Origin of the sequence: Bifidobacterium stellenboschense, assembly GCF_000741785.1 — a bacterium.
In the GTDB taxonomy this organism is placed as follows: domain Bacteria; phylum Actinomycetota; class Actinomycetes; order Actinomycetales; family Bifidobacteriaceae; genus Bifidobacterium; species Bifidobacterium stellenboschense.
This window is the reverse complement of sequence record NZ_JGZP01000023.1, coordinates 22,316-47,873: the sequence shown is the minus strand read 5'-3', so window position 1 is coordinate 47,873 and position 25,558 is coordinate 22,316. Positions and strand designations below refer to the sequence as shown.

General features: G+C 65.8%; 17 protein-coding genes. 6 read left to right on the top strand and 11 right to left on the bottom strand.

The features are described from left to right. The first annotated feature begins 53 nt into the window (after window positions 1–53). A complete protein-coding gene (gene dapF, locus BSTEL_RS10070) occupies window positions 54–950 on the top strand; it encodes a diaminopimelate epimerase (protein ID WP_034530093.1) in 897 nt (298 codons plus the stop codon). A 191-nt stretch (window positions 951–1,141) separates the two neighbouring features. After that, window positions 1,142–1,846 carry a vitamin K epoxide reductase family protein gene (locus BSTEL_RS10065; RefSeq protein WP_051923066.1) on the top strand — a complete coding sequence of 235 codons (705 nt, stop codon included), beginning with the start codon at window positions 1,142–1,144 and terminating at the stop codon, window positions 1,844–1,846. 527 nt (window positions 1,847–2,373) lie between these two features. On the opposite strand, the gene BSTEL_RS10060 is transcribed toward BSTEL_RS10065, so the two are convergent. From BSTEL_RS10060 to BSTEL_RS10030, 7 genes are all read right to left on the bottom strand, one after another. Then, window positions 2,374–3,474, bottom strand: a complete 1,101-nt coding sequence (locus tag BSTEL_RS10060; RefSeq protein ID WP_238567693.1) for a type IV toxin-antitoxin system AbiEi family antitoxin domain-containing protein — start codon at window positions 3,472–3,474, stop codon at window positions 2,374–2,376. Between the two features lie 304 nt (window positions 3,475–3,778). Further along, entirely contained in the window at window positions 3,779–5,794 is a 2,016-nt protein-coding gene (locus BSTEL_RS10055; protein ID WP_034530072.1) for an ABC transporter ATP-binding protein, read from the bottom strand. Next, window positions 5,791–7,656 (bottom strand): ABC transporter ATP-binding protein, encoded by a 1,866-nt coding sequence (locus BSTEL_RS10050; RefSeq protein WP_420796415.1) that lies wholly within the window; start codon window positions 7,654–7,656, stop codon window positions 5,791–5,793. The genes BSTEL_RS10055 and BSTEL_RS10050 overlap by 4 nt, the downstream gene beginning before the upstream one ends. Window positions 7,657–7,721: 65 nt before the next feature. After that, window positions 7,722–8,306, bottom strand: a complete 585-nt coding sequence (locus tag BSTEL_RS10045; protein WP_084686265.1) for a MarR family winged helix-turn-helix transcriptional regulator — start codon at window positions 8,304–8,306, stop codon at window positions 7,722–7,724. A gap of 156 nt (window positions 8,307–8,462) precedes the next feature. After that, entirely contained in the window at window positions 8,463–9,515 is a 1,053-nt protein-coding gene (locus tag BSTEL_RS10040; RefSeq protein ID WP_034530070.1) for a LacI family DNA-binding transcriptional regulator, read from the bottom strand. 151 nt (window positions 9,516–9,666) lie between these two features. Then, window positions 9,667–10,500: an MBL fold metallo-hydrolase gene (locus BSTEL_RS10035; protein ID WP_034530068.1), complete on the bottom strand. Its 834-nt coding sequence runs from the start codon at window positions 10,498–10,500 to the stop codon at window positions 9,667–9,669. 37 nt (window positions 10,501–10,537) lie between these two features. Then, window positions 10,538–13,366 (bottom strand): alpha-L-rhamnosidase, encoded by a 2,829-nt coding sequence (locus tag BSTEL_RS10030; protein ID WP_034530067.1) that lies wholly within the window; start codon window positions 13,364–13,366, stop codon window positions 10,538–10,540. 311 nt (window positions 13,367–13,677) lie between these two features. Here BSTEL_RS10030 and BSTEL_RS10025 point away from each other — a divergent pair, with 311 nt between their 5' ends. Continuing rightward, window positions 13,678–14,949: an MFS transporter gene (locus BSTEL_RS10025; protein ID WP_051923063.1), complete on the top strand. Its 1,272-nt coding sequence runs from the start codon at window positions 13,678–13,680 to the stop codon at window positions 14,947–14,949. Between the two features lie 170 nt (window positions 14,950–15,119). Beyond that, complete coding sequence (locus BSTEL_RS10020; protein WP_034530066.1) at window positions 15,120–16,745, top strand: sialate O-acetylesterase; 1,626 nt, start codon at window positions 15,120–15,122, stop codon at window positions 16,743–16,745. Window positions 16,746–17,265: 520 nt separating this feature from the next. On the opposite strand, the gene BSTEL_RS10015 is transcribed toward BSTEL_RS10020, so the two are convergent. The 3 genes from BSTEL_RS10015 to BSTEL_RS10005 all read right to left on the bottom strand — a co-directional run bounded on the left by BSTEL_RS10015 (window position 17,266) and on the right by BSTEL_RS10005 (window position 21,955). After that, window positions 17,266–17,823, bottom strand: coding sequence for a phenolic acid decarboxylase (locus BSTEL_RS10015; protein WP_034530065.1), 558 nt, complete (start codon window positions 17,821–17,823; stop codon window positions 17,266–17,268). Window positions 17,824–17,925: 102 nt separating this feature from the next. Further along, window positions 17,926–19,242, bottom strand: a complete 1,317-nt coding sequence (locus BSTEL_RS10010; protein ID WP_034530064.1) for an MFS transporter — start codon at window positions 19,240–19,242, stop codon at window positions 17,926–17,928. Between the two features lie 466 nt (window positions 19,243–19,708). After that, window positions 19,709–21,955 carry an exo-alpha-(1->6)-L-arabinopyranosidase gene (locus BSTEL_RS10005; protein WP_034530063.1) on the bottom strand — a complete coding sequence of 749 codons (2,247 nt, stop codon included), beginning with the start codon at window positions 21,953–21,955 and terminating at the stop codon, window positions 19,709–19,711. A gap of 203 nt (window positions 21,956–22,158) precedes the next feature. On the opposite strand from BSTEL_RS10005, the gene BSTEL_RS10000 reads away from it, so the two are divergent. Continuing rightward, window positions 22,159–22,749, top strand: a complete 591-nt coding sequence (locus BSTEL_RS10000; RefSeq protein ID WP_034530062.1) for a TetR/AcrR family transcriptional regulator — start codon at window positions 22,159–22,161, stop codon at window positions 22,747–22,749. 55 nt (window positions 22,750–22,804) lie between these two features. On the opposite strand, the gene BSTEL_RS09995 is transcribed toward BSTEL_RS10000, so the two are convergent. Further along, on the bottom strand, window positions 22,805–24,070 hold the full coding sequence (locus tag BSTEL_RS09995) for a glycoside hydrolase family 5 protein (protein WP_051923062.1): 1,266 nt from the start codon (window positions 24,068–24,070) through the stop codon (window positions 22,805–22,807). 162 nt (window positions 24,071–24,232) lie between these two features. Between BSTEL_RS09995 and BSTEL_RS09990 the strand changes: the two genes are divergently transcribed. Continuing rightward, window positions 24,233–25,507, top strand: a complete 1,275-nt coding sequence (locus BSTEL_RS09990; protein WP_034530061.1) for an ATP-binding protein — start codon at window positions 24,233–24,235, stop codon at window positions 25,505–25,507. Window positions 25,508–25,558 lie beyond the last annotated feature (51 nt).

The following is a 25,558-nucleotide window of genomic DNA, read 5'->3' as shown; positions in this document are numbered from 1 at the left end:
GCATGGCGAACAGCGCGGGGCCCGGGGCCGGCGCGACGGGTATGCTGGCGTGCATGAGCATTCCGCAGCATGTCACCAAGGCGCACGCCACCGGCAACGATTTCGTCGTCTATCTCGACCGCGAGGGGCGGTTCGAGCCCACCGAGGAGGAGGTGCGTTTCCTCGCCGACCGTCATTTCGGCATCGGCGGCGACGGCCTCATCCGTCTCGCCCATCCGCGCGACGTGTCCGATCTGAGCGCGGAGCAGATCGCCGACTGCGAGGCGCACGGCGCCGAATGGTTCATGGACTACCGCAACGCCGACGGCTCGCTCGCGGAGATGTGCGGCAACGGCACGCGCGCCATCACCCTGTTCGCGCAGCGCGAGGGCCTGTTCGAGGGCGACGTGTTCCGTCTCGGCACGCGCGCCGGAGTCAAGACGCTCACCTCGCTCGGGAAGGTCGCAGGTCTCGGCGAACACGTGTTCCGCGTCGACATGGGCGCGTGGAAGCGCGGCAAGACCGACGCGTACGAGGTCACGATTCCCGGCACGCCGGGCGCGGCGCGCGGCACGTTCGTCGACATGGGCAATCCGCACGTCGTCGCCGTCATCGAGGACGCGTTCTCCACGCTGCCGACCGTCGAGGCGCTCGACCTCGTCACGAAACCGGTCGTCGCGCCCGCGATCGAATCCGATCAGAACGTCGAATTCGTGCGCATCGACGACATCGACGACGATGCCGACGACCTCGGCGAGGCGACGATGCGCGTCAACGAGCGCGGCTGCGGCGAGACGCTGTCGTGCGGCACCGGACTGTGCGCGACGGCGGTCACGCTGCGCGCGAAGACCGGCGTCGACCACTGGCTCATCACCGTGCGCGGCGGCACGTTGCGCGTCGACGTGAGCGACACGGACGTGACGCTCACCGGCGACGCGACGATCGTCGGCGACGTGACGCTGACGCGGTGAACGCGGCGCGATGCGCGCGACGCGACGGAACGACGTTCGATACGACGTTCGATACGGCGCTCGATACAGCATCGACGATGATCGATGATCCGATGACGGAAGGGGACGATGACGGAAGGGGACGATGACGGATGACCGATGAGGCGACGGACGACGAAAACATGACGACGAACGAGAATACGGAGCACGATATGACGACGGATGAGATGCGGGCGCTCGGAACCCGAGACCTGAGACCGCACGGATGGCGGCACGGCGCGACCTGGACGTATCTGGTCATGCTGCTCGCCTCGGCAGTGGCGCTGATCGTCTCGTTCATACTGAGCGCGGAGACGCTCCAACTGGCGAGGCACCCCAAGGAGCAGCTCGGCTGCGATGTGAACGCGGTGCTCTCCTGTTCGACGGTCGCGCAATCCTGGCAGTCGGAGATCGTGAAGTTCGCCGGATTGAGCTTCCCGAACGCGTTCTTCGGTATCGCCGCGGAATCCGTGTTCGTGACGATCGCCGTGATCGGATTGGCGAGGGTCCGCGTGCCGCGCTGGTTCGTCGCATGCACATGGCTCGGCGGATTGGCGGCGCTGCTGTACTCGTATTGGCTGACCTCGCAGTCGCTGTTCGTGATTAACGCGCTATGCCCGTGGTGCCTGGTACTCATGTTCTCCACGACGATCCAGTTCATGGCGCTGAGCCACGCGACCGTCGTCGTGCAGGGGCTGCCTGGAGGCGGGCGCCGTGGCGATGCCGGTGGCGCTGGCGATGGTGACACCGCGGTGTCGAAGCCGCGCGGCCTCGACACCTACTACCGGCTCAACTACGATCTCATGGTCGACTTCGTGTGGATTCTCGCGATCGTCGTCCTAATCGTCGTCAAGGACGGCACCGCCCTGTTCATGTGACGATTCCATCACGGTTCGTCCGTGTACCCGATTCTCGACTAAAGTACACCTCCTCCAGCCAAGGAACGGGTGGAAATCGATTCCGAACCATTTGGCCCCCTCCGGGGCGTTTCTCGGTGGCGCAATTTCCCGCCGTCCCGTAACGGGAAATCGTCCCATTGCTCCGCTCCCCCGCTACGGCTTGGCCGTCCCGTTGTCGGGGAACCATCCCATTGCTCCGTAACCGGGGACGCTGAGCCGCCGTCAGCGTCCCGCTGTCCGGAAAACAGCCGCCACCTCCCGACAAAACGCCGCTGAACAAACGCAAGCGTCCCGTTGTCCGGAGCAATGGGTTGCGTTCCGGACAACGGGACGCCGCCGAAGTGGTGCCGGCCGTGTATCGGTGTCGGTCACATCCCGGTGTCAGCTGTATCCCGGTGCCAGCCTTATCCCAATGTCGTTCACATCACGATGTCGGCTGCATCTCAGTGTCGGCCGTGTATCGGTGTCGTTGTCGGTTGCATCGCGTTGTCGGTTGCATCGCGGTGTCAGCGGATTTTGGGGACTCCGGCGGCGAGCAGCTTTCGTTCGAGCCGTTCCGGCCGTATCAGATCCTCATAGACGATGTGCGTCACTCCACTGACGTTCTGCTCCCGCAGATGGACTTCCCTTCGCCGTTCGTAATCGAGCTTCTGCTGGAGGCTGGCCCGGTTCGGATTGCTGGTATCCGCGTATTTGGCCATGCCATCGTATTCGACGACGATGATGCGTCCGTCGGCGAGTTTCCAACAGAAATCGACACGATATGCGGCACCCGGATTGTCGGGATTGTCGAATTCCGTCTGAAGCTGCGGTTCCGCGAATCCTTGGGAAATCAACAGGCCGCGCATCAACGATTCACCGCCGTTCTCGCTCTGCGGAGAAGCGTAACGCAGCAGCCGTTCGACCGCTTGGTCGTCGCAATTCGTCCGCAGAGCCAGAGAACGTATCTCCTCCACATCGACCAGACACCGACGCAAGGCGGAATCGTAGATGGCGAGCGCCTTGGCGAATGGGTGGACCGCGCAATCGATGAGTGTGCGCGCCGGCGGAGTGATGCGGATGCCGGATGATTGCCACAACAACCCGGTGTGGGACATGTATAGTCGCCGCAGCCGTTTGTCGTCCCGCTTGTGGGAACCGTTGCGCGAGGCGATGTGGATCGTGCCGTCATGCAGATCGTACGCGTGCTCGAGTCCGTACAGGCATACGGCGCTCAATCCGGCGAACACCCATCGCGGTCTTCGTATCGCCAGGGCGCGGATGGTGTGCAGCGACCGCTCCTCCACCGTAAGCCGGTTCCAATATGCCGAACGCGCGTACAGGTTTGTATAGGGAGAGACCAATTCCCCGGATTGCAGCCGTCTACGCAACGCATGTCTCATGGCGTCGCCCCGCCCGATGGCGCAGCGTCGTTCTGCTTCGGCTTCGGTCAGAAGCGCCTTGACTCCTTCATGTGCTTTCATGATTTCGACGCTATGCGTATGTCGCCCGTGGCCGCAATCCGTCACGGCAATGTGGACAGAGCCCCCTTCCCCGGGCGTGTTGTGGATAACTGGCGACGGGCAACCGTTACTACGGTCGTCGCCGTCCCATTGTCGGGAAACCATCCCACTGTTCCGTAACCGCTACGGCTTGGCCGTCCCATTGTCGGGAAATCGTCCCATTGTTCCGTAACCGGGGACGCTGAACCGCCGACAGCGTCCCATTGTCCGGAAAACAGCCGCCACCTCCCGACAAAACGCCGCTGAACAAACATAAGCGTCCCGCTGTCCGGAGCAATGGGCTGTTTTCCGGACAACGGGACGCTAGGTACCAAGGCCACCGCTAGGTACCAAGGCCACCGCCAAGTACTGGAACCACCACCGCGTACGGGAACCGGAACCTCGGTGGAATATGGCGGCGGTGGCTCCCCTACTCGAGTTCCACGGCTCCGGTGTAGAGCTGGTAGTACTCGCCCTTCTGGGCAATGAGCTCGTCGTGGGAGCCGCGCTCGATGATGTTGCCGTGGTCAAGCACCATGATCACGTCGGAGTTGCGCACGGTGGACAGGCGGTGGGCGATCACGAAGACCGTGCGTCCCTTCATCAGCGCGTCCATGCCGGCCTGCACGACCTCCTCGGTGCGCGTGTCGATCGACGAGGTGGCCTCGTCGAGGATCAGTGCCGGGGAATCGGCCACGGCGGCGCGTGCGATGGAGATGAGCTGGCGCTGGCCCTGCGACAGGCCGGAGCCGTCGCCCGAGAGCACGGTATCGTAGCCCTGCGGCAGCATGCGGATGAAACCGTCCGCGTTCACGAGCTTCGCGGCCTCGATGCACTCCTCGTCGGTGGCGTCGAGCCGGCCGTAGCGGATGTTGTCCATCACGGTGCCGGTGAACAGGTTGACGTCCTGCAGCACGATGCCGAGGGAGCGGCGCAGGTCCGGCTTCCTGATGTTCTTGACGTCGATGCCGTCGTAGAGGATCTGGCCTTCCTGGATGTCGTAGAAGCGGTTGATGAGGTTGGTCACCGTGGTCTTGCCGGCACCGGTCGCGCCGACGAGCGCCATTTTCTGGCCCGGTTTGGCGAACCAGGTGATGTCGTGCAGGACCGGCTTGGCCGGATCGTAGCCGAAGGTCACGTTGGTGAAGCGCACGTCGCCCCTGAGGAGCGTGTAGCGTCCGTCGGGCGAGGTGACGGCCTGTTCCTTGGCCTTGAGCGCGACCTCGCGGGCGGCGCCGTGCAGCTTCTCCGCGGCCTTGAGCGAACGGGTGCCGTCGTCGCCTTCCTCGCGCTTCCACGCCCAATGGCCGGTCTCGTGGTCGACCTCGCGCATCGTGCGGCCGTCCTCGCCGAGCTCCACGTTGACGAGCGTGACGGTGCCGGAGTCGGCTTCGACCGGCTCGTCCATCAGCTGGAAGATGCGGGAGGCGCCGGCGAGCGCCATCATCACCATGTTGAGCTGCATGGACACCTGGCCGAGCGGGTTGATGAAGGAGCGCGACAGGGTGAGCAGGGAGATGAGCGTGCCGAGCGTGAGCGGGCCCGCGCCGGCGAGGCCGAAGTTGCCGACTCCGGCGAGCGCCATGGCGCCGCCGACGATGGCGAGGAGGATGTAGAGGATGTAGCCCATGTTGCCGACGACGGGCATGGTGACGTTGCCCCATGTGTTCGCCTCGGCGGCGGCCTTGAACAGCTCCTCGTTCTTCTCGTCGAAGGTCTTCTGGGTGGCGGGCTCGTGGTTGAAGACCTTGATGACCTTCTGCCCGTTGACGGATTCCTCGACAAACGCGTTGACATCACCGAGCCAGTGCTGCTGCCTGACGAAGTAGCGGCCGGCTCGGCCGACGATCGCGCGCACGACGAAGAACAGGCCGACGGTGAACAGGAGCACGAACGCGGTGATCGGCACGCTCAGCCACAGCATGGAGATGATCGCGGCGATCGCGGAGATGCCGGCGGCGAACATCTGCGGGAACGACTGGCTGATGGCTTGGCGCAGCGTGTCGGTGTCGTTCGTGTAGTGGCTCATGATGTCGCCGTGCTCGTTGGTGTCGAAGTAGCGGATCGGCAGCCACTGCTGGTGGGCGAACATGTCGTCGCGGATCTTCTTGAGCACGCCCTGTTCGACGGTGACGATGAGCCACTGCCACAGCCAGCTGGCCACGATGCCGGCCACGTACAGGCATCCCATGAGGGTGATGGCGCGGATCAGCGGCCCCCAGTCGGGGTCGGTCGCGCCGACCATCGGCAGGATGTACGTGTCGATGAGGGACTGGAGGAAGAGGGCGGAGCCGGCCTGGGCGGCGGCGCCGACGAGGATGCAGGCGACGATGGCGATGACGCGCCACCGGTAGGCCATGATGTAGCCGAAGATGCGCTTGGTGGTGCCGGGGGCGGGCTTGCGCATCGCGGGCTTGCGGTTCTGCGCGGTCTGCGTGTCGCTCATCGGTTCTCTCCTTCCTGTTCGGCCTGCTGCATGTGCTCGGCGCGCTGGGCCGCCTCGCGTTCGAGCTCGACCTGGCCGGCGGCTGTGTTGCGGGTCTGCGATTCGTAGATGGACCGGTATTCATCGCAGGTTTCAAGCAGTTCGTCGTGCGTGCCCTTGGCCATGATGCGGCCGTTGTCCATGACGAGGATCATGTCGGATTCCTGCACGGAGGCGATGCGCTGGGCGATGATGATCTTCGTGGTGTCGGGAATCTCGTGGTGGAACGCCTCGCGGATCAGTTTGTCGGTCTTCGTGTCGACGGCGCTGGTGGAGTCGTCGAGGATGAGGATCTTCGGCTTCTTGAGCAGGGCGCGGGCGATGCACAGGCGCTGGCGTTGGCCGCCGGACACGTTGGTGCCGCCCTGTTCGATGTACGTGTCGTACTTGTCGGGGAACTCCTGGATGAAGCCGTCGGCCTGCGCGAGCTCGCAGGCGTGGCGGATCTCCTCGTCGGTGGCGTCCGGGTTGCCCCAGCGCAGGTTCTCGGTGATGGTGCCGGAGAAGAGCACGTTCTTCTGGAGCACCATGGCGACCTGGTCGCGCAGGGTGACGAGGTCGTAGTCGCGCACGTCGCGTCCGCCGACCTTGAGCGAGCCCTGGCTCACGTCGTAGAGGCGGGGCACGAGCTGCACGAGGCTCGATTTGGCGGAGCCGGTGCCGCCGACGATGCCGACGGTCATGCCGGAGGCGATTCTCAGGTTGATGTCGTCGAGCACGGGCTTCTCGGAGGATGCGGAGTAGCGGAAAGTGACGTGGTCGAATTCGATGGAGCCGTCCTTGACGTCCATGACCGGATGCTCCGGGTCGGTGACGGTGCTTTCCTCCTGCAGCACCTGGCAGATGCGTTCGGCGGAGGCTTGGGAGATGATGCACATGACGAAGATCATGGAGAGCATCATCATGGCCATGAGGATCTGCATCGCGTAGGTGACGAGGGCGGTGAGGTCGCCGGTGGTGAGTCCCAGCGCCGCGTTGTTGCCGGAGGTGACGATCTGCTGCGCGCCCATCCACGAGATCATGATCATCGAGGCGTAGATGCAGAACATCATGATCGGGCTGTTGAAGCTCATGATGTGCTCGGCCTTGGTGAAGTCCTTGAAGATGCGCCGGGAGATGCGGCCGAACTTGTCAATCTCGTAGGATTCGCGGTCGTACGACTTGACGACGCGGATGCCCTGCAGGTTCTCGTCGACGACGTTGTTGAGCGCGTCGTACGTGTGGAACACGCGCTCGAACACCGGGTGGACGAGCACCGCGAGGCCGCACAGGCCGATGGCGAGGATCGGCACGCAGGCGAGGAACACGAGCGAGATGGACGGCGAGATGCGGAACGAGAAGATCCACGCGACGACGACCATGATCGGGGCGCGCACGCCCATGCGGACCATCATGCCGTAGGCCATCTGCAGGTTGGTCACGTCGGTGGTCAGGCGCGTGATGATCGAGCCGGTGGAGAACCGGTCGATGTTGGTGAAGCTGAACGCCTGCACCTTCTCGAACTGGTCGCGGCGCAGGTTCTTCGCGAATCCGGCGGCGGCGATGGCCGCGTACTTGCCGGCGAGGAAGCCGCAGGCGAGCGAGACCAGCGAGCACAGCAGCAGGATCAGGCCGAATTTGACGATGGCGTTCATGTTGCCGCCGGTGATGCCCTGGTCGATCAGGGAGGCCATGACGGTGGGGATCACGATCTCCAGGATGGCCTCGATGAACACGAACAGCGGCGCCAGCCAGCTTTCCTTCGTGTATTCGCGCATCGATCCGGCCAGCGTGCGGATGATGTGCTTCGGCCGGTCGGGTTCGTTTTTCTCGCGTGACTTCATGATGGCCGCTTCGGTGGCGGTCAGGCCGTCCGCGTCGCGTGTCGCGGCGGCGGTCGTGTTGTCGCTCATGCGTTCTCCTCCTTCGTATCGTCCGTATCGTTCGTGTCGCCGGTCCCCTCGACCGGGACGTCATCGGAATCGCCGGGGTCGCCGGCGAGGTCCCCGCATGGCTCACCGTCCGGGATGCCGGCGGCCGACCGTTCTTCGAACTCGCGCTGCGCCGCGTCCACGTTCGCGCGCATGCGCAGCACATAGTCCATGAGGGCGGCCCGCTCCCCGTCGGTGAACCCCTCCACCAGGCGGCGTTCCATCCGTTCGCCGTTCGCCGAGAGACAGGCGACGATGGAATCGGCCTTGGCGGTGAGCACGATCTTCTTGAGCCGTGCGTCGTGCGCCACCGATTCGCGGGCGATGAGGCCCTTCTTCTCCATCAGCGCGAGCACGCGCGAGGCGGTGGACCGCGTGATGCAGAACTTGCGTTCGATGGTGTGCTGGTAGATGTCCTTGTCGCGGTTGCGCGCGAGGAACATGATGATGCGGGCGTTGCCGCCCGTGGCGATGCGCGCCGATTCGGGCATCGTCTCGCCGAGATGGCGGTTGATCGCCTTGACCAGCGCCCTCAGCTCGAAGCTGAGGATGTGACTGTCCATACCTTTCCACCCCATTGCACGGATTCGTGCCGCATCCGACCGGGAACGGCCCGGGCCCGATGCGGGTTCACCTATGGATTTGTTGCATATGCAACCTTTCAGGGGGAATGATAATACGTTCCGCATACAACAGTTGCAGATGCAACAATCGGCGTGTCAGGCGCTGCGTCGCGCGACGACGCGGATGCCGAAATCGCCCGAGCCGCCGCCGGCCGCGTCATCGGCGCGACCCGCCGCGTCGGCGGACGACCCCTCGGCCCCGTCGCCGGCCGGCGCACGCCCGAGCCGGTCGAGCACCGCGGCGACCACGGCGTCGCTCCAGCCTTCGTCGGCGTCGATGGCGACGCTGGTGAGCGGCGGGTCGAGGAACATGCCGAAACGCAGGTTGTCCACGCCGATTACGCGCAGGTCGCCGGGCACGTCGACGCCGCGCCTGCCCGCCCACGCGAGCACGGCGGCCGCCACGGTGTCGTTGAACGCGCACACGCCGTCGACGCCGTCGGGCATGCCCTCGTCCAGTCCGAGGAACCCCTCGCCCGAATCCGCGTCGACGTTGACCCGGCCGGCGAGCCCCACCCTCGCATGCCGGGCGACGGCCTCGGCCACGCCCTGATAGCGGTATTCGTGGATGCCTTCGATCAGCGAATCGTCGCCGACGACGTAGACGAGGTCGCGGCAGCCCCGGCCGATCAGGTATTCGGCCTGCGCGAAACCGATCCGGTGCTGCAGGTTCGCGTACGAGAACTCCGACGGGGACGACGCCCCCTCCCCCAGTTCCAGCAGGGGGATGTCGAGCTGTTCCAGCATGCGCCGGTCGTCGTCCGAAATGGGGAAGAACGAGACGATGATGCACGGGCGCACCTCGGAAAGCATGCGGCTCAACGGGCTCGTGTCGCCGGCGGAGCGCGACAGCAGGCAGGTCAGCCCGCATCGTTCGAGTCCCGCGGAGATCGCGTTGTGCATCTCGTCGCCCGCCTCGGAGGCCACGACGTAACGGGTGAGCACCAGCACGATGTTGTTGCCGCCGGCGCGCAGGGTGCGGGCCGCCGCCGAGGGGACGTATCCGAGTTTGCGGGCCGCGTCGAGCACACGCTGCCGGGTCGCCTCGGGGATGGAGTCACTGCGGTTGTTGAGCACGAAGCTCACCGTGGTGCGCGAGACGCCGGCGAGGTTGGCGACGTCCTGTGCTTTCACGCGCTTGTTGGCCATGGGAGCTCCTTTCCGAGGACCGGCGGACCGGCCCGTCGTGTCCGTTCCGGGGCAACATTCTACCGCCGGGACGCGGTATGGGCCGCGGGACACGGGGACGCGGGCCCGGGGCCGGGACGGGCGGCGGGCGCCTCACGCGGCCCCGGCCGCCTCACCCGCGCACCTTGGCCTTCGAGTAGACGAGGTTGCCGTCCCGGCCGTCGAGGCGTTCGAACCGCGGTGTGCACGCCTTGGCGATGCACGCGCTCATCCCCATGAACGAGAACGGCAGGTCGTCCGCGTGGCCGGACAGCACGTCGTGGCACACGTCCGCCATGGAGTCGAGGATGCCGGGATCCACATCGGCCTGATGATGCGAGATGAGCACGCGGTCGTAGCGGCCCGCGAGCAGCGAGCGCAGGCGGGCGAGCGAGGCGAGGTACCCCTCGACCGTGCCGGACTCCTCGCCGAACAGGAAGGTCGAGTTGTTGCAGGCGTCGCCGGTGATGAGGATGCGCGGCTCGACCAGGAGGATCGCCATGCTGCCCGCGGTGTGCCCCGGGAACGCGTACGGTTCGACGTGGATGCCGCCCAAGTCGAACGACATGCCCTCCTCGAGCGGCGCGAACGCGCGGTCGGGCGCGGGCTCGGTGTATTCGAGATCCGCGAAGTCGGCGTCGAACCGGTCGCCGAGCCCCATACGCAGGTATTCGCGCCGTTCGGCGAGCGGGGAATGGCGGCGGTACAGGTCGCGGTCGGCGGGGTTCATGTACACGTCGTCGAAGGCTGGGGCTCCCATCGCGTGGTCGACGTGGCCGTGCGTGAGCAGCACGGTGACCGGCTTGTCGGTCAAGCGCGCGACGACCCGTTCGAGGTGCCCGGCGCCGGGGCCCGCGTCGATGAGCGCGGCGCGCCTGGAACCTTCGACGAGGTAGGCGATCTCGCCGTTCGCGCTGACGCATGCGGTGACGTGGCCGGCGACGTGTTTCGTGGTCCAGAATTCCATGGTTTCCGTTTCCTTTCCGCTTTCCTTCCGTCGCCGTTCACGCGCGCAGGGCGAGCAGGGCGTCGGCCAGCCGTGCGACGGTGGCGTCGTCGAAGCCCATGAAGAACTTGACGCCCAGGGTGTCGAGGCTGTCGCACAGGTAGTCCTCGTCATGCTCGTTCACGAGCATGTGGGCGAGCATCGGGGTTTCGCGGGCGATGATCGCCATCGCCTCGTCGTCGGCGAGCATGCGCTTGAACAGCGTCGAGCGCGAGTACCGTGCGCGCATGTCGCGCGTCGGTGTGTACGTGAACCCGTGCACGCCCGCACCGACCGTCACGACGGTGCGGCCGCCCGCGTCCGGCGTTTCCGCGGCGTCGGGATGGAACGGCAGGCGGACCTCGGCCTCGCAGCCGAACGGCACCTCGACCGTCACATGCAGGTCGCCGTCGGCGAGGATCTCCCATTCGCTGCGGTAGCGGCCGTACGCGGAGTCGTAGGACATGCGGCAATGGCCGAGGCGGGCGTCGGGCATCGGCGCGATGCGGGCGCGGCGGAAGCCCGGCTCGAGCGCGGTGAGGCCGGCGACGTTGCGGTACAGGTATTCGACGACCGAGCCGAAGGCGTAGTGGTTGAACGAGTTCATCATCGTGCCGCTGCACGTGCCGTCGTCGAGCATCGAGTTCCAGCGCTCCCAGATGGTGGTGGCGCCCAGGTCGATGCAGTGCATCCAGCCCGGGAAGTCGTGCGAGAGCAGCAGGTTCATCGCCTCGTCGCCCATGCCGTTGTCGGCCATCACGCGGCACATGATCGGGGCGCCGACGAAGCCGCCGCTGATCCGGTAGCAGTCCTTGTACAGCCGTTCGCGGAAGGCCTCGACGAGGCGGTCCTTGTCCGGGTAGATGCCGCTGTACAGGGCCACCACGTAACCGGTCTGCGTGTCGATGGCCAGACGGCCGGTGGGCGTGTAGTATTCGCGCAGCACCGCTTCGCGGATGCGACCGTACAGGTCGCGGAACCGGCGCTCGTCATCGTCGAGGCCGAGGATCGCCGCGGCGTCGGCGGTCATGCGCGTGCTTTCGGCCCAGTAGCAGGAGCTGATGAAGAAGTCGTCGGTGCCGCCCTTCATGCTCTGCTGCGTGCGCCCGTTGAGGGCGAGCCAGTCGCCGAGCTGCGGGCAGAAGTCGAACAGATACCTCGCGCCGCGTTCGCGGTCGTTGTCGGCGATCCAGTCGATCCAGTCGCGCATCATCGGGTAGGTCTCGCGCAGCGCCGTCTTGTCGGCGTAGCGTTCGAACAGGATGGTCGGCATGAAGGTGGCCGCGTCTCCCCAGACGGCGCCGATCGCCGCGCCGTGCGGGTCGAGCATCGGGATGACGCCGGGGACGCCGCCGCCGAGCTTGCGCTGGTCGCCGCGCAGGTCGTGCAGGAACTTGCGGTAGAACGCGGCGGTGTCCATCGCATAGCTGGCCGTGCCGCAGAACACCTGCGCGTCACCGGTCCAGCCGAGGCGCTCGTCGCGCTGCGGGCAGTCGGTCGGCAGGTCGACGAAGTTGGAGCGCTGGCCCCACAGGGCGTTGGAGACCAGCCGGTTGACGTCGTCGCGGCCGGTGTCGATCCGGCCGGTGCGTCGCAGGTCCGAGTACATGGCGCGGCCTTCGAAATCGGCCGGGTCGAGGGGCGTGCCCTCCGGCCAGCCGGTGACGCGCACGTAGCGGAACCCGAAGTAGGTGAACGAGGGGGCGACCGTCTCCTCGCGGCCGTCGGAGACGTACACGAACCGGGACTTGGCGGACCGGTAGTTGGCGTTGTAGAAGTCGCCGTGCTGCAGGATCTCGCCGAAATCGAGCGTGACGCGCACGCCGGCGGGCAGATGGGAGCGGAACGCGACGCAGCCGGCGAAGTTCTGGCCGAAGTCGAGCACGGTCTCGCCGGCGGGCGTATGGACGACCTCGCGCACGGGCAGGATCTCGTGCACGGTGACGGGCAGGCTGAGCCGGTCCGTGAGCGTCGCGTCGACGGAGGTCTCCACGGCCGGCTTCCACGGATTGTCCCCGCCGGCCCAGCGCGTGCGGTCGAGGGTCTCGCCGTCGTAGATGCCGCTGAACGTGGTGTCGGAGCCGCGGTAGCGCCAGGTGCCGGCATCGGTGCCGATCACGGTTTCGGTGCCGTCGGAACGGCGGATGCGCAGTTCGGCGACGAGCCTGAAGGAGTCGCCGTACAGATGCTCCTTGCCGGCCAGGCCGAAGCGGCCCTTGTACCAGCCGTTCCCGAGGCGGACGGAGAGCGTGTTGGTCGCGCCGGGGGCGGCGTCGAGCATGCCGGTGACGTCGAAGGCGATGGACTGCACCTCGCGGTCGTAGTCGCCGGTGTACGGGGTGAGGTGCTCGTCGCCCACCTTGCGGCCGTTGAGTTCGGCCTCGAACAGGCCCAGACCGCAGATGTAGAGCCTCGCCTGTTCCACGGGGCCGTCGACGGCGAATTCGCGGGCGAATTCGGGGTGGTAGCCGTCGTCGCGGCGATTGTCCTCTTCGGACGGGGTGATCCAGCGGCCTTCCCACGGCTCGTCCATCTTGCCGGTCTCGAACCATCCCTCGCCGCGGGCCGCAGTCCCGTCGGCGCCGGTCGCCGTGACCCGCACATGGTACCTGGTGCGCGGCTCGAGACGGAAGTCGAGAGGAGTGGCCGCGGAGTCGAGCGGAGAGCCCGGCGCGGACTCCACGGTGTGGACGATATGCGAAAAGGCCGGGCTGTCGGACACCTCGATGCGGGTGGCGGCGATCGTCTCGTCCGACGCGCCTTCGACGAGCCACGAACAGCGCGGCGTCCCGTAGTCGAATCCGAGCGGGCCGTCGATGCCGTTGACCCTGATCTGCGATACCTTCATGCGAACACTCCTTTGCCTTGCATGGATCCTCGTCGATGCTGCCTGACGTCTGATGCCTATCCGCGATGTTCACCCGCTCCTTCAAGCAGGTTACTAACTCGTGTTACTTGCACTATACCGTGATTGCGGAGATTGTCAAACGACCGTTTTCCGGCGATTTGACATTGTCCGGGTTCGTCATACAATAGCAGTTACTGACACGTGTTAGTAACTGCTCTTCGATATAGGTCACGCCAAGACGCACGTGCCGGGACCACGACGGGCGCCGCCGACGACGCCCCGCAGCATCAGCAGCATCAAAGGAGACCGCCATGACGAACAACGACCAGCAAACCCCGGGCGGCACGGAACAACACGCCGCACGCCGCGCCGCATCCCCCACGCGCACCATAGCGCTGCTCGCCCTGCCGGTCGTCGCGCTGTACGGCGCCATGCAGTCCATGAGCCAGGTGCTCGTCCCCTCGCTCGTCGCGCAGCTCGACCCGGCCGGCAAGGTCGCCGACATCGCGAACATCTCACTGGTCTCCGGCATCATGGGCACGCTGTTCATCGTCATCGGACCTGCCGTCTCCGACCGCACGCGCACGCGGTTCGGCCGCCGCTCCCCCTACCTGGCGGCGCTGTCCGTCGCCATCTGCGCCATCCTACTCCTCATCGGCGCCTCGACGTCCATCATCGCCGTCATCGCGCTCATGGGCCTGTTCGGCGCCTGCACCAACTGGTACTCCGGATGCCTGTACGCCGTGCTGCCCGACCGCATCCCCGAGAACAAGCGCGGCACCGCATCCTCCGTACTCGGCCTGGGACTGCCGCTCGGCGTCCTCATCTTCGTGAACCTCGCCTCCCGCGTGGCCCCGGCGACCGCCTACATCACCGTCGGCGCCACCATGGTCGTGGCCACCGCCGCCTTCGTCCTCGGCTCGCGCGAACCGTCCTCCACGGACATGCCCCGCCCCGAAAAGAAGGAGCGCGGCGAATTCTCGCTGAGCTTCCTCGAGGCGTTCCGGCACTGGAACTTCACGATGACCTTCCTTTCCAGGCTCACCTTCTACCTGGCGTTCTTCGCCGTCTCCAGCTACACCATGTACATCCTCACCGACTACATCGGCGCGGACCGGCTGCCCGGAGGCAACGCCACGGTGGCCGTCGCGACGCTGTCGACGATCTCCACCGTCTTCCAGATCGCCGCGGTGCTCACCTGCGGCGCCATCGCCGACAGATTCGACCTCACCAAGACGATCGTGGGCATCGCCGGCTTCGCCATGATCGCCGCCTACGCATGCCCGCTCGTCATGCCCACCTGGGGCGGCATGATCGCGTTCAACGCCATCTCCGGCGCGGCCGGAGGCGTGTACTTCTCCGTCGACGCGGCGCTCATGAGCCGCGTGCTGCCCTGCCCCGGCAAGGAGGGACGCGACATGGGCATCCTCAACGCCGCGTCCTCGGCGACCGCCATGTTCGCCGCGCTCGTCGGATCGCTGCTCATCGGCGCGTTCGGCGGCTACGCCCCGCTGTTCGCGATGGGCGTCGTGCTCGCCGCGCTGTGCGGCGCATGCACCTTCGCCATCCGCGGCATCCGCTGACCGGACCATTGCCCCTACCCGTCCGCACGCACGCGCCGGAACGGAATCCCCTCTTCCGGACGGCGCCCTGTGCTGCAACAGCGCCGATAACGCGACGAACAACGACAGGCCTTGCCTGTTCCATGGCACGGCCCTCCATATCCCCCGTCCTCCACCGCAAGGAGTCTCCCATGCTCACCCTGGGATCACCGTTCGGCAATCACATGGTATTGCAACAGGGCCGCCCCGTACCAGTTTGGGGCACCGCCGCCCCGGGAACCCGCGTGACGGTCGTCTTCCAGGGCGAAACGGCATCCGCCGTCACACACGAGGACGGGAACTGGTCGGTCACGCTGCCGCCGCTCGGCGTCTCCTCCGGGGACACGATGACCGTCACCGGCGACGCCGCATCCACCCCGATCACCGTGTCGGATGTGGCGGTGGGCGAAGTATGGATCGCGGCCGGCCAATCGAACATGGAATTCTTCATGCGCCACGAACGCCATCGCACCGAAGTCGCACCCCACTGCGGCAATCCCGATCTGCGGTTCATCGACATGCCGGAAATCTGCTATGACGGTCAACTCGACGAGTTCGATTACAGCCGCATGGGCCTATGGCGCGTGGCGAACGAGACGAATCTCGATTACTGGGGCGCCATCGCCTACTATTTCGCCACCGAGCTCCATACCGACCTCAACGTCCCCATCGGCATCATCGGCTGTTCCTGGGGCGGCACCAGCTCCCAGGCATGGATCAGCGAACGATCCTGCGAGCTGGCGGGAGGCCCTTGGATCGAGGATTGGGAACGCGGGATCGAGCAGGCCGGAGGCATGGACGCCTATTGGGCGAAGCAGCATGGCAACCCGTTCAACGACCGCGGCAACATCGTCGAGGACACGTTCAACGATTTCATCCTGCCTGCCACCCCGACCACGGACGAGATTGACGCATTCCTCACCGCGGACCCCATTGGGGGACTGCCCGGCCTGCAACCCCAGCAACGCCCCGGAAGCCTGTTCGACCATATGGTGCGTCCGATCGCGCCGTATGCGATACGCGGGGTGCTGTGGTACCAGGGAGAGAGCGACGACCTCCCCGGCCGCAACACACTGTATGCCGACATGCTCATCGCATTGATCAACGACTGGCGGGCCCTATGGAACGACGACACCCTGCCGTTCCTGGTGATGCAGCTTCCCGGTTTCGGCCATTGGTGGTTCATCGAACACAACGATTTCCCCGTCATCCGAGCCCGCCAGCAACAGGCCGTCGATGCATCGGCGGATACATGGCTGTGCTCGATTTCGGACGCCGGCCAGGAGGACGACATCCACCCCAAGGACAAACGCATTCCGGGGCATCGGTTCGCGCTGATGGCACGGCGGCATGTGTATGGGGAAGACGTCCTGGCGGACGCGCCGGAGGCGATGACGGCCCGCGCGATGCGCACACTCATCACGCCCGCGACGGAAGGAGCCGCCCCCGTGCCGCACGGACATGAGCGCATCGCCATCCCCTTCGATCACGCGCCGGGCGGACTCCACTGCGCCGACGGGACCGACACCATCACGGCCCTCGACGTTCGACTCGACGGGCATTCGGTGCGATATCGGGCCACACTCGACGAATCCGATCTCATCATCGACGTATTCGACTCCCCGGGCACATTCAGGCCGTCCAATCACGACGACTCCGCGACCGGCGCACGACGCTCCACGCCGATCACGGTGGATTTCGCGCAAACCGGTTGGTACCGGGTTAACCTCGTCAATCGGGCCGGTGTGCCGGCGTTGCCCTTCACCATCACGATATAAGCCGCCGGCCGTCAAGTGCGCACATGGCCCGCCGAAGCGAACGACGGGCCATGTGCGCACTTGACGAGTTACATGCATAATTGCCAAGATACGTGCGCAGTTACAAGGTCACATGCGCACTTAAGGGCATTTGCTGCGGAGTATGCCCGAGTACCCGCGACGCCGACAAAGAGGAAGTCGGATTCGAATCAGTGTTGAAATTCCAGCGATCCGAGGACAGCGCAATAGGATCGACCGGCCCTCTTTCAACACCACCGTCCGCACGTAAGGCCGCGAATCACGCACGTAGGCCACAAACCGCGCACGTATGATCCCAAACTGCGCAGGCGCCACCCCGAACCACGCACAAACCCATGAGCCGGGCCGGCAAGCGAATCATGCGGGCATATGCTTCGACGGATGGGACGACGAGCCCCGCCACGACGCCAAACAGGGAACAGGAACAGGAACAGAATACATATAGAAAGGCGGCCCACCGGAAGGCAATTCCGGTGGGCCACACGCTGGACGTGACGTGATATCAGTGGCCGATGCGCCGGTAGTCGGAGTCGTAGTACCGGCCGGCACGGATGTCGTCGGTCATGCCCGGGTACGGGGCCTCGCAGATCACATCGTCGTTGTCGACCCCGGCGTCGCCCATGTAGGTGATGGTCGCGAATTCGGGGACCACGAGCTTCGGGTAGGTCGCATACCTAGCGCGGGACTCCTCCATGAGGCCGATGTGCTCGTTCTGGTGGCATACGGTGATCTCGGGGTGTTCGTGCACCCAACGCGGGAAGAAGATCACACCATGGAGCCTGCCCTCGTTGGGCATGAAGTCGAGCGCCACGTCGGTGCCCGTCGGCTCGGTCCAGGCGATCTTGAACACACCGGAGGCGAGGCGGACGATGGTCGCCTCCTGGTCGTTGACCCAACGGCCGGCGACCATGCCGCCGTGGATGCGGTAGTCGACGGTGTGGTCGTTCTTCGCATACCATTCGTATTCCCAGCCGTTGTCGTACGTGTAGATGAAATGGGTGCCCAGGAAGTCATCGAGGGTGTCGAAGCGCCTGATCGGGGTGACGGGGGTGATGGCCATTGCTGCTCCTTGGTTGTTTGATCGATGGTTGACGTTGGCTGATGCCGACCGATGCCGGCCGGCCCGCCTCGCGAAGGGCGGGACGGGCCGGTCGGAGACGCCTCAGCGTTCGATGCCGTACTTGCGCTGCAGCATGATGACCGCGCCGCCGAGCGCCATGCTCACGCACATCACCACGACGAAGCACCACAGCGTGCCGACCAGGCGCTCGGGCTGCACGAGCATCGGGGTGACCATGGCGAACAGCGCGCACAGCAGTCGGGACACGCCGTTGGTGACGCCCTGGATGCTGGTGCGGACCTCCTCGGGGAAGGATTCCTGAGTCCACACCTTGTACAGCATCTCGCCGGCGAGCGGGCTGCCGAGGTTGTTGAGCAGCAGGCCCGCGACGATCAGCCACAGCACGCCGCCTCCGGCGGCCATGAGCACGAGAGCCGCGATCTGCAGGGCGGCGCCAATTATGTAGCCGACGGTGCGCCACTTGCCGGAGACCACCTTGATGAAGATCGGGGAGAACACGATGGCCACGACGGTGAGCACCAGGCCTGCGCCGGTGGCGAGGGTCTGCGAGGCCCCGGAGGAGACGAGCATGTAGGTCTGGAACTGGCCCCAGGTGTTCGCCAGCAGGTTCCACAGCGCGTAGAACAGGAAGATGGTGACCAGGAACAGCACGTACTTGCGGTTCTGCACACCACGGAAGACGGACAGGATGTTGACCTTCGCCTTGGTCCCGTCGTTCGTGGAGGCGGTCTTGCGCGCGCTCATCTCGTCGCCTTCGCGGTGCAGCGTGCGGAACTTCGGCGACAGGAGCCTCCAGGCCCATGCGACGACGGCGATGGCGGCGAGGATGGCGAACTGGACGCGCGCGTTGTTCGGCGGCACCATCGCGGAGGTGGCAAAGCCGACGAGGGCGGACAGACCGATGCCGATCATCCAGAACATCTGCGTGTAGGAGACCATCTGCGATTGGGTCTCGTTGTCCGGCGCGTCATGCGAGAGCACGGACAGCGTGACGGGCAGTTCGATGCCGGAGGCGACGCCGGCGATGATCACGCCGGCCAGCAGCATGGCGTAGTTCTGGGCGAAGACGCACAGGAGGGCGCCGATGGCGTAGACCGCGTTGATCCAGTTGAACACGGTCACCATGCCCAGCGCGCCGGCGACGGCGCCGCCCGCGAGCGAACCGCCGGCGATGGCGAGGGTGAGCGCTCCGGAGAGGACGCCGACCTGGGCCGGGTCGATGCCGAGTCCGGCCTGCCACAGCGACAGCGTGGTCGCCAGGCTGCTGATGATGCCCGATCCGAGGATCGATCCGAGCCCCGATGCTGCGGTGAGCCCGAAGTACCTGCCGAGTTTGTTCTTGCCTCCGCGCTCCTGCGGCGCGGTCGATTGCGTCCCTTGCTGTTCCTGCTGCGACATTGCGGTTGCCTTTCTCCTTGCGTCGGTGCGCGTCCTCGCGCATTCCGGCTTGTTCCGCTGATTTGCTAACTCGTGTTACTAACACGTGTAAGTAACACTATAGAGAGCACTTCGAGGGTTGTCAAATGAGGGTCCGACACGAAACGCCCGCCCCGAAACCCGCATGCAACGCAAAAACCGCGCCCCGTCCGCAGACCGAAGCGATTCGGCATGGCGGATGGAACGCGGTTCGTGGGATATAAGGGGATAGGGATTTACGGGGATTCAGGGAAAAGACAGGGTCCGCACCATGGCCCGGGAAACCGCATCTCGCCCGGCGGGGACGGCCGTTGGACGGACGACCCGACGACCGAGATGCGGTTCGGAAGCGCCACGGGGACATCGTCACGTCACGTCACAGGCCCAGGCCGGCCGAACGGCCGGAAACCCGGACCATGGGCGACGTGGGCGCGACGCCCCCGCACGACTACTTCGTGAGCTTGGCGTATTCGTCGAGCATGAAGGCGGTGATGCGCCTGCCGCCGTCACTCATCAGCATCGGCATCGAATTGATGGGCATGGACTTGAGGAAGATACGCATCATGGTGTTGTCGGGCAGCTTCGGCAGCGTACCCGATTCACCGGCGGCTTCGACGGCAGCGACGACCCTCGCGCCGACCGGGTCCGCCTCCCATTCGCCGTACGTGGACCATTCGTCGAGCGGCAGCGACTTGCCGTCGCCTTCGAGCTCGACGGTGGCGGTCGCGGCGATGTCACGACTGGACGTGCCGACCTCGATGCCGTATGCGCCGGCCTCGATGTGCCAGTCGCCGTACTTCTCGGACCAGTAGGCGAAGGCGCGACCGTCGAGATCGAACGTCACGGTCTTCGATTCGCCCGCCTTAAGGAACACCTTGGCGAAGCCCTTGAGCTCGTGGGACGGGCGTGCCACTTCGGCCTTGCCGGGGGCGACGTACACCTGCACGGTCTCGGCGCCGTCCACGTCGGAGACGTTGGCTACGGTGGCGGTCACGGACGCGGTGTTCGCTCCGGTCTTCTCCGCATGGACGTCGGAGATCTCGAACGAGGCATAGCTCAGGCCGTAGCCGAACGGGTAGTCGACGGCGACATCGTAGGTGTCGTAGTAGCGGTAGCCGACGAACACGCCCTCGCCGTAGTCGACGTGGCCTTCCTCGCCAGGCCAGTTGAGCATGCTCGGGTCGTCGTTGATGTCCAGCGGGATGGACTGGGCGAGCTTGCCGGACGGGCTGGCCTCGCCGAAGATCACGTCGGCGAGCGCGGGGCCGCCGGCCTGGCCGAGCAGCCAGGATTCAAGGATGCCCTTGGCGTTGCCGGCCCACGGGGCGACGGAGACGACGGAGCCATTGGACAGCACGACGGCGACGTTCGGGTTGACGGCGGCGACCTTGGCGAGCAGTTCGATCTGCTTGGCGGGCATGTCGAGGGTCTCGCGGTCGAAGCCTTCGGATTCGGCGGCCTCGGGCAGGCCCAGGAACAGGAGCGCCACGTCGGCGTCCCTGGCGGTCTCGACGGCCTCGAGTTCCAGCGCGGAGTCGGCGGGGTCGAGGTCGAGCGTGAAGCCGGGGGCGAAGTCGGCCTTGATGCCGCGTTCGGCGAGCGTGTCGAGGAACGAGGTCATCTTCGTGGGAGTGATGTGGGAGGAGCCGCCGCCCTGATAGCGCGGGGTGCGGGCGAATTCGCCGATGACCGCGATCTTCGCGTCCTTCTTCAGCGGCAGGATGGCGTCCTCGTTCTTAAGCAGGACCATCGATTCGACGGCGGCCTGGTGGGCGACCTCGTCGTGGGCGTCGACGTCGAAGCGGTAGCCGTCGATGCTCATGGCGGCGCGGGCCTTGTCGGTCAGGTCGATCATGCCTTGGGCCATGCGGTCGAGCTGGGCGGGGTCGATGCGGCCGTCGCGGGCGGCGTAGACGATCTCGTCGTCGGTGCCGCTCGGCGGCATCTCGAGGTTGAGGCCGGCGTTGACGGAGGCGACGCGGTCGTGGTCGGCGCCCCAATCGGACATGACGATGCCCTTGAAGCCCCATTCGTCGCGCAGCACGTCGGTGAGCAGCCAACGGTTCTGGGCGGAGTGAACGCCGTTGACGCGGTTGTAGGAGCACATGATGGTCCACGGCTGGGCGGTCTTGACGATGTGCTCGAAGGCCGGCAGGTAGATTTCGCGCAGGGCGCGCTGGGAGACACGCGCGTCGACGCGCAGGCGGTCGGTCTCCTGGTTGTTGACGGCGAAATGCTTGAGCGAGGTGCCCACGCCCTTGGACTGCACGCCTTCGACGATGCCGACGGCCTCATGGCCGGCGAGGTACGGGTCTTCGCTCCAATATTCGAAGCAGCGGCCGCCGAGCGGGTTGCGCTTGATGTTGACGCCGGGGCCGAGGATGACGGCGACCTTCTCCTGGATGCATTCCTCGCCCATGGCCTCGCCGACCTTCCGCACGAGCGAGGGGTTCCACGAGCTGGACAGGCCGGCGGCCGGCGGGAAGCATGTGGCGGGCACGGAGTCGTCGAGGTCGGTCTCGCCGGTGCTGGTGGCGAGGGACTTCCTGAGGCCGTGAGGGCCGTCGGTGATCATGTAGCCGGGGATGCCCTTGGCTTCGACGCCCTGCAGATGCCAGGCGTCGCCGCCGGAGGTGAGGGAGGCCTTCTCCTCCAGCGTCAGATCCTTGACGGACGGGTAGGTGTGCTCGCTCATGGCGTTGCCTCTTTCCTTGAGTTCTTGCGTGTTCCGTTGAGCCGTGCGGCTGGTCCGTTCCGGCATGGCCCGCCCGGTCTTCATCCACGAATCCCAGACAAACCGCTTTCAACCAACCGGTTGGTAGGTAGATTATCAGAACACCATATACAACACGCCGAAATTATTTGGAATACCTACAAACCGACCGTATGGTACATACCATGACCACCAACGATCTCACCGACGACACCGACCGTCGTCATTCCATCCTCGAAGCGACCACGTTGTCCTTCGGGCGCTTCGGCTACTACGGCACGTCGATCCAGCGCATCGCCACCGCCGTGGGACTCACCAAGGCCGGCGTGCTGCACTACGTGGGCAGCAAGGAGGGACTGCTCCATCTCGCGCTCACCGACGAGTACGACCGTGCGGGAGACCTGATCATGGCCGACATGATCGCCATGGACCGCCCGCTCATCGCCGAGATGTGGCGTCGTATCGTCGCGCTCAACAGCACCCGCCCCGACCAGGTGCACATGTTCTCCACGCTGAGCGCCGAGGCCCTCGACCCGAAGCATCCGGCGCACGACTATTTCGCCGACCGCGAGCGCCGCACCGTGGCGAACGCGCTCAACATCCGCTGGTCGGTGCCGGACGGCGTGAACGTCGCGCATGTGCTCGAAGCCGGTTTCGCGATGATGGACGGCGTCCAGCTGCGTTGGCTGCGCTCCCCCGGCCGCGACCTCAACACGATGTGGGCCGATTGCGAGGACGCCCTGCTCCCCTCGCCCCTCTGGGACGGCTACCGCTGAGCCGGCCCGCCATCGCTCGCCATCATCGGCCGCCACCATCGCTCGTCATCACGCGTCACTCCATCCATCCCGCGTGCCACACGTGCGTCAGATCCCACGGATCGAGACGCGAATCGTCCGTCACCACGCCGTCGCCGCCGGCCGGCGCGAGACGATCAAGCCGGCCGGTCGCGTCGCGGCCGCCGCGCAGCCGGTAGCTCCAATAGATCTGACCGGCGGAGACGTCCCACGCGTCGCGCTGCATCACGGCGACCGCGCGGTAGACGTCGCGGCGGCGCGCGGCGAACGACGGGACGCCGCCGGCGTCGCCCGCACGCGGCCCGCCGTCGCGCGGCGCCCGCTCCCCCATTCGCGCCGCGAGCCGGTTGGCGACGCACCATTCGCCGACCATGACCGGCGTGAACCGCGCGGCGCGGCGGATGCGGCGCGCGTGCCACGCCGTGAACAGCCGGTACCAGCGCATCAGCCACGCGTCCGGCAGCCTGCGGAACAGCGCCTCGGGCCGTTCCGACATGACGAGATAGGCGTGCGTGTCGAGACGGACGTTCCGCATGCCCTCACGCGCGAACCAGCCGCGCCACCGGCCGAGCCGGAACCCGTCGTGGAACACGATGACGGGGCCGTCGCCGAGTATCGGGCGCAGACGCCGGTACGCCGCACGGTAGAACCGTTTGAGGAACCGCATCGGGATATGCCCGCTTCCCCACGCCTCACGCGGGTCCTTCGCGCGCGAGCTCGACGGCGACGTGAGGTAGGTGAGCCAATCGACCGGCTCGTTGAGCACTTCGATGCCGTACAGCGCGGACCGGTCACGGTAGCGGCGCGCGAGGCGTGCGAGCACGTCCAGCGCGAACGCGACCTGCAGCGGGCTCCTGTGCCAACGGACGACGCCGGTCAGGCCGCCGTTGTCGAAGCCGTTCTGCGAGCCGGGTACGGTGTGCAGGTCGATGAGCACCTTGAGCCCGGCTCGCTCCGCCCAGTCGAACGCGCGGTCGAGATGGTCGACGCATCCGGGATGGCCGGGCACGTCGCCGAAGATGAAATACGGCACGGGGATGCGCACGAGGTTCAGTCCATGCGCGGCGATGGCACGGAAATCCTTTTCGGTGATGTACGTGTCGCGATGACGGCGCAGCAGACGTTCCAGTTCGGCCGGATCAGCCGTCCGATGCAGCCAGATCTCGTCCTCCTCGCCGCTCGCGCGGAACAGGCCGGGCGTCATCCACCGCTCCAGCACCAGCCAGCCGCCGAGGTTCACGCCGTCGATGCGCCCGATACGTTCGCCCCGTTCACCGGCCGTGATTCCGTTCACCCCACGCATCGTCGCTCCGTTCCGTCGGACAGTTTCGCCTGTTCCCAGCATACGGCCGCCCGAGGCCTCCGCCCCACCCATAAGCCGAAGTCATCAAATACATTGGACAACATTGGTTGTTTAGCTATAATTGAACATTATATTTGACGATTTTCTTGAATCGAGGTCGTGATGACCAGCCGAAAAGAACGAAACGCGACACACTATCTCCCACGGCCGGAGCTGCTGGGGCGCATACTCGCCCATCGCGACACCCCCGACATCAAGGTCATCATCGGGGTCAGACGCTGCGGCAAATCGACCGCTCTCGCCATGCTCGCCGACGCGCTGGCCGCGGACGGCGTTCCCGATCGGAATCTGTTCTACAAGCGATTCGACGCATTCGACATCCCCCTCGACTACGATGCCGCGGACCTCCACGAGGAGCTCATACGGGCGGCCGCCGAAGCCGATACGGCATACCCGTTCACCGTGATGATGGACGAGATCCAGGATGTCCCCGGATGGGAGAAAGTGGTCCGACGCCTGCACACCCGCGAACGCACGGATGTGTACATCACCGGATCCAACGCCAACCTGCTCTCCAGCGACCTCGCCACCTATCTGACCGGCCGGTACATCGAGATTCCGACATTCCCGCTGTCGTTCGGCGAATACCTCGGATTCTCACGCGACCTGACGGATACGCCGGAACGATCCGACGACGATCTGCTCGCCGAATACCTGCTGTACGGCGGCATGCCCGGCCTGTTCGCGCTCCGCACGCGCACCGCCGAAACCATCGGCGCCGAACTGCGCGATATCTACCGGTCCATCCTGTTCAAGGACGTGGCGCAACGGTACGGCATACGCGATCTGGACGGATTGGAGAAACTGAGCCGTTTCCTGTTCTCGACCTCGGGTTCCCTGTTCTCCGCACGCAACGTGGCCCACACCCTGACCAGCGCCGGGCATCCGATCAGCACGGGGACCGTCACCAGCCAGGTCGAGGCGTTGCGCCGCGCCTTCCTGTTGTACCGGGCGGACCAGGAGGGGATGCAGGGCAGGACCGTACTGCGTCCGCTCAGCAAGTACTATCCGGTGGACAACGGTTTCCGGGGACTCGTCACCGGATTCTCGCCCCGAGACGTCGGCGCGAGGCTGGAATGCGCCGTATACATGGAACTGGTCCGTCGTGGCTATGCAGTCAGCATCGGCACCAGCGACAAGGCGGAGATCGACTTCATAGCCAGCCGCACGGAATCGGGTGGAACGCGGAAACTCTACATCCAGGTCACCGCGAGTCTGTTGGACGAGGCCACCCGCGCACGGGAGTTCGCGCCGCTTCTGGCGCTCACCGACGCGTTCCCCCGCCTGATCGTCACGCTCGACCCGTATTCGGCCGGCATCGGAGACGAAGGCATCACCGTCGCCAACGCCAAGGATTGGCTGCTCCACGGTGAATGACGACAACGACCACGGATCCCGCGGTAAACAATCAGGCGGACGGACGAGGCC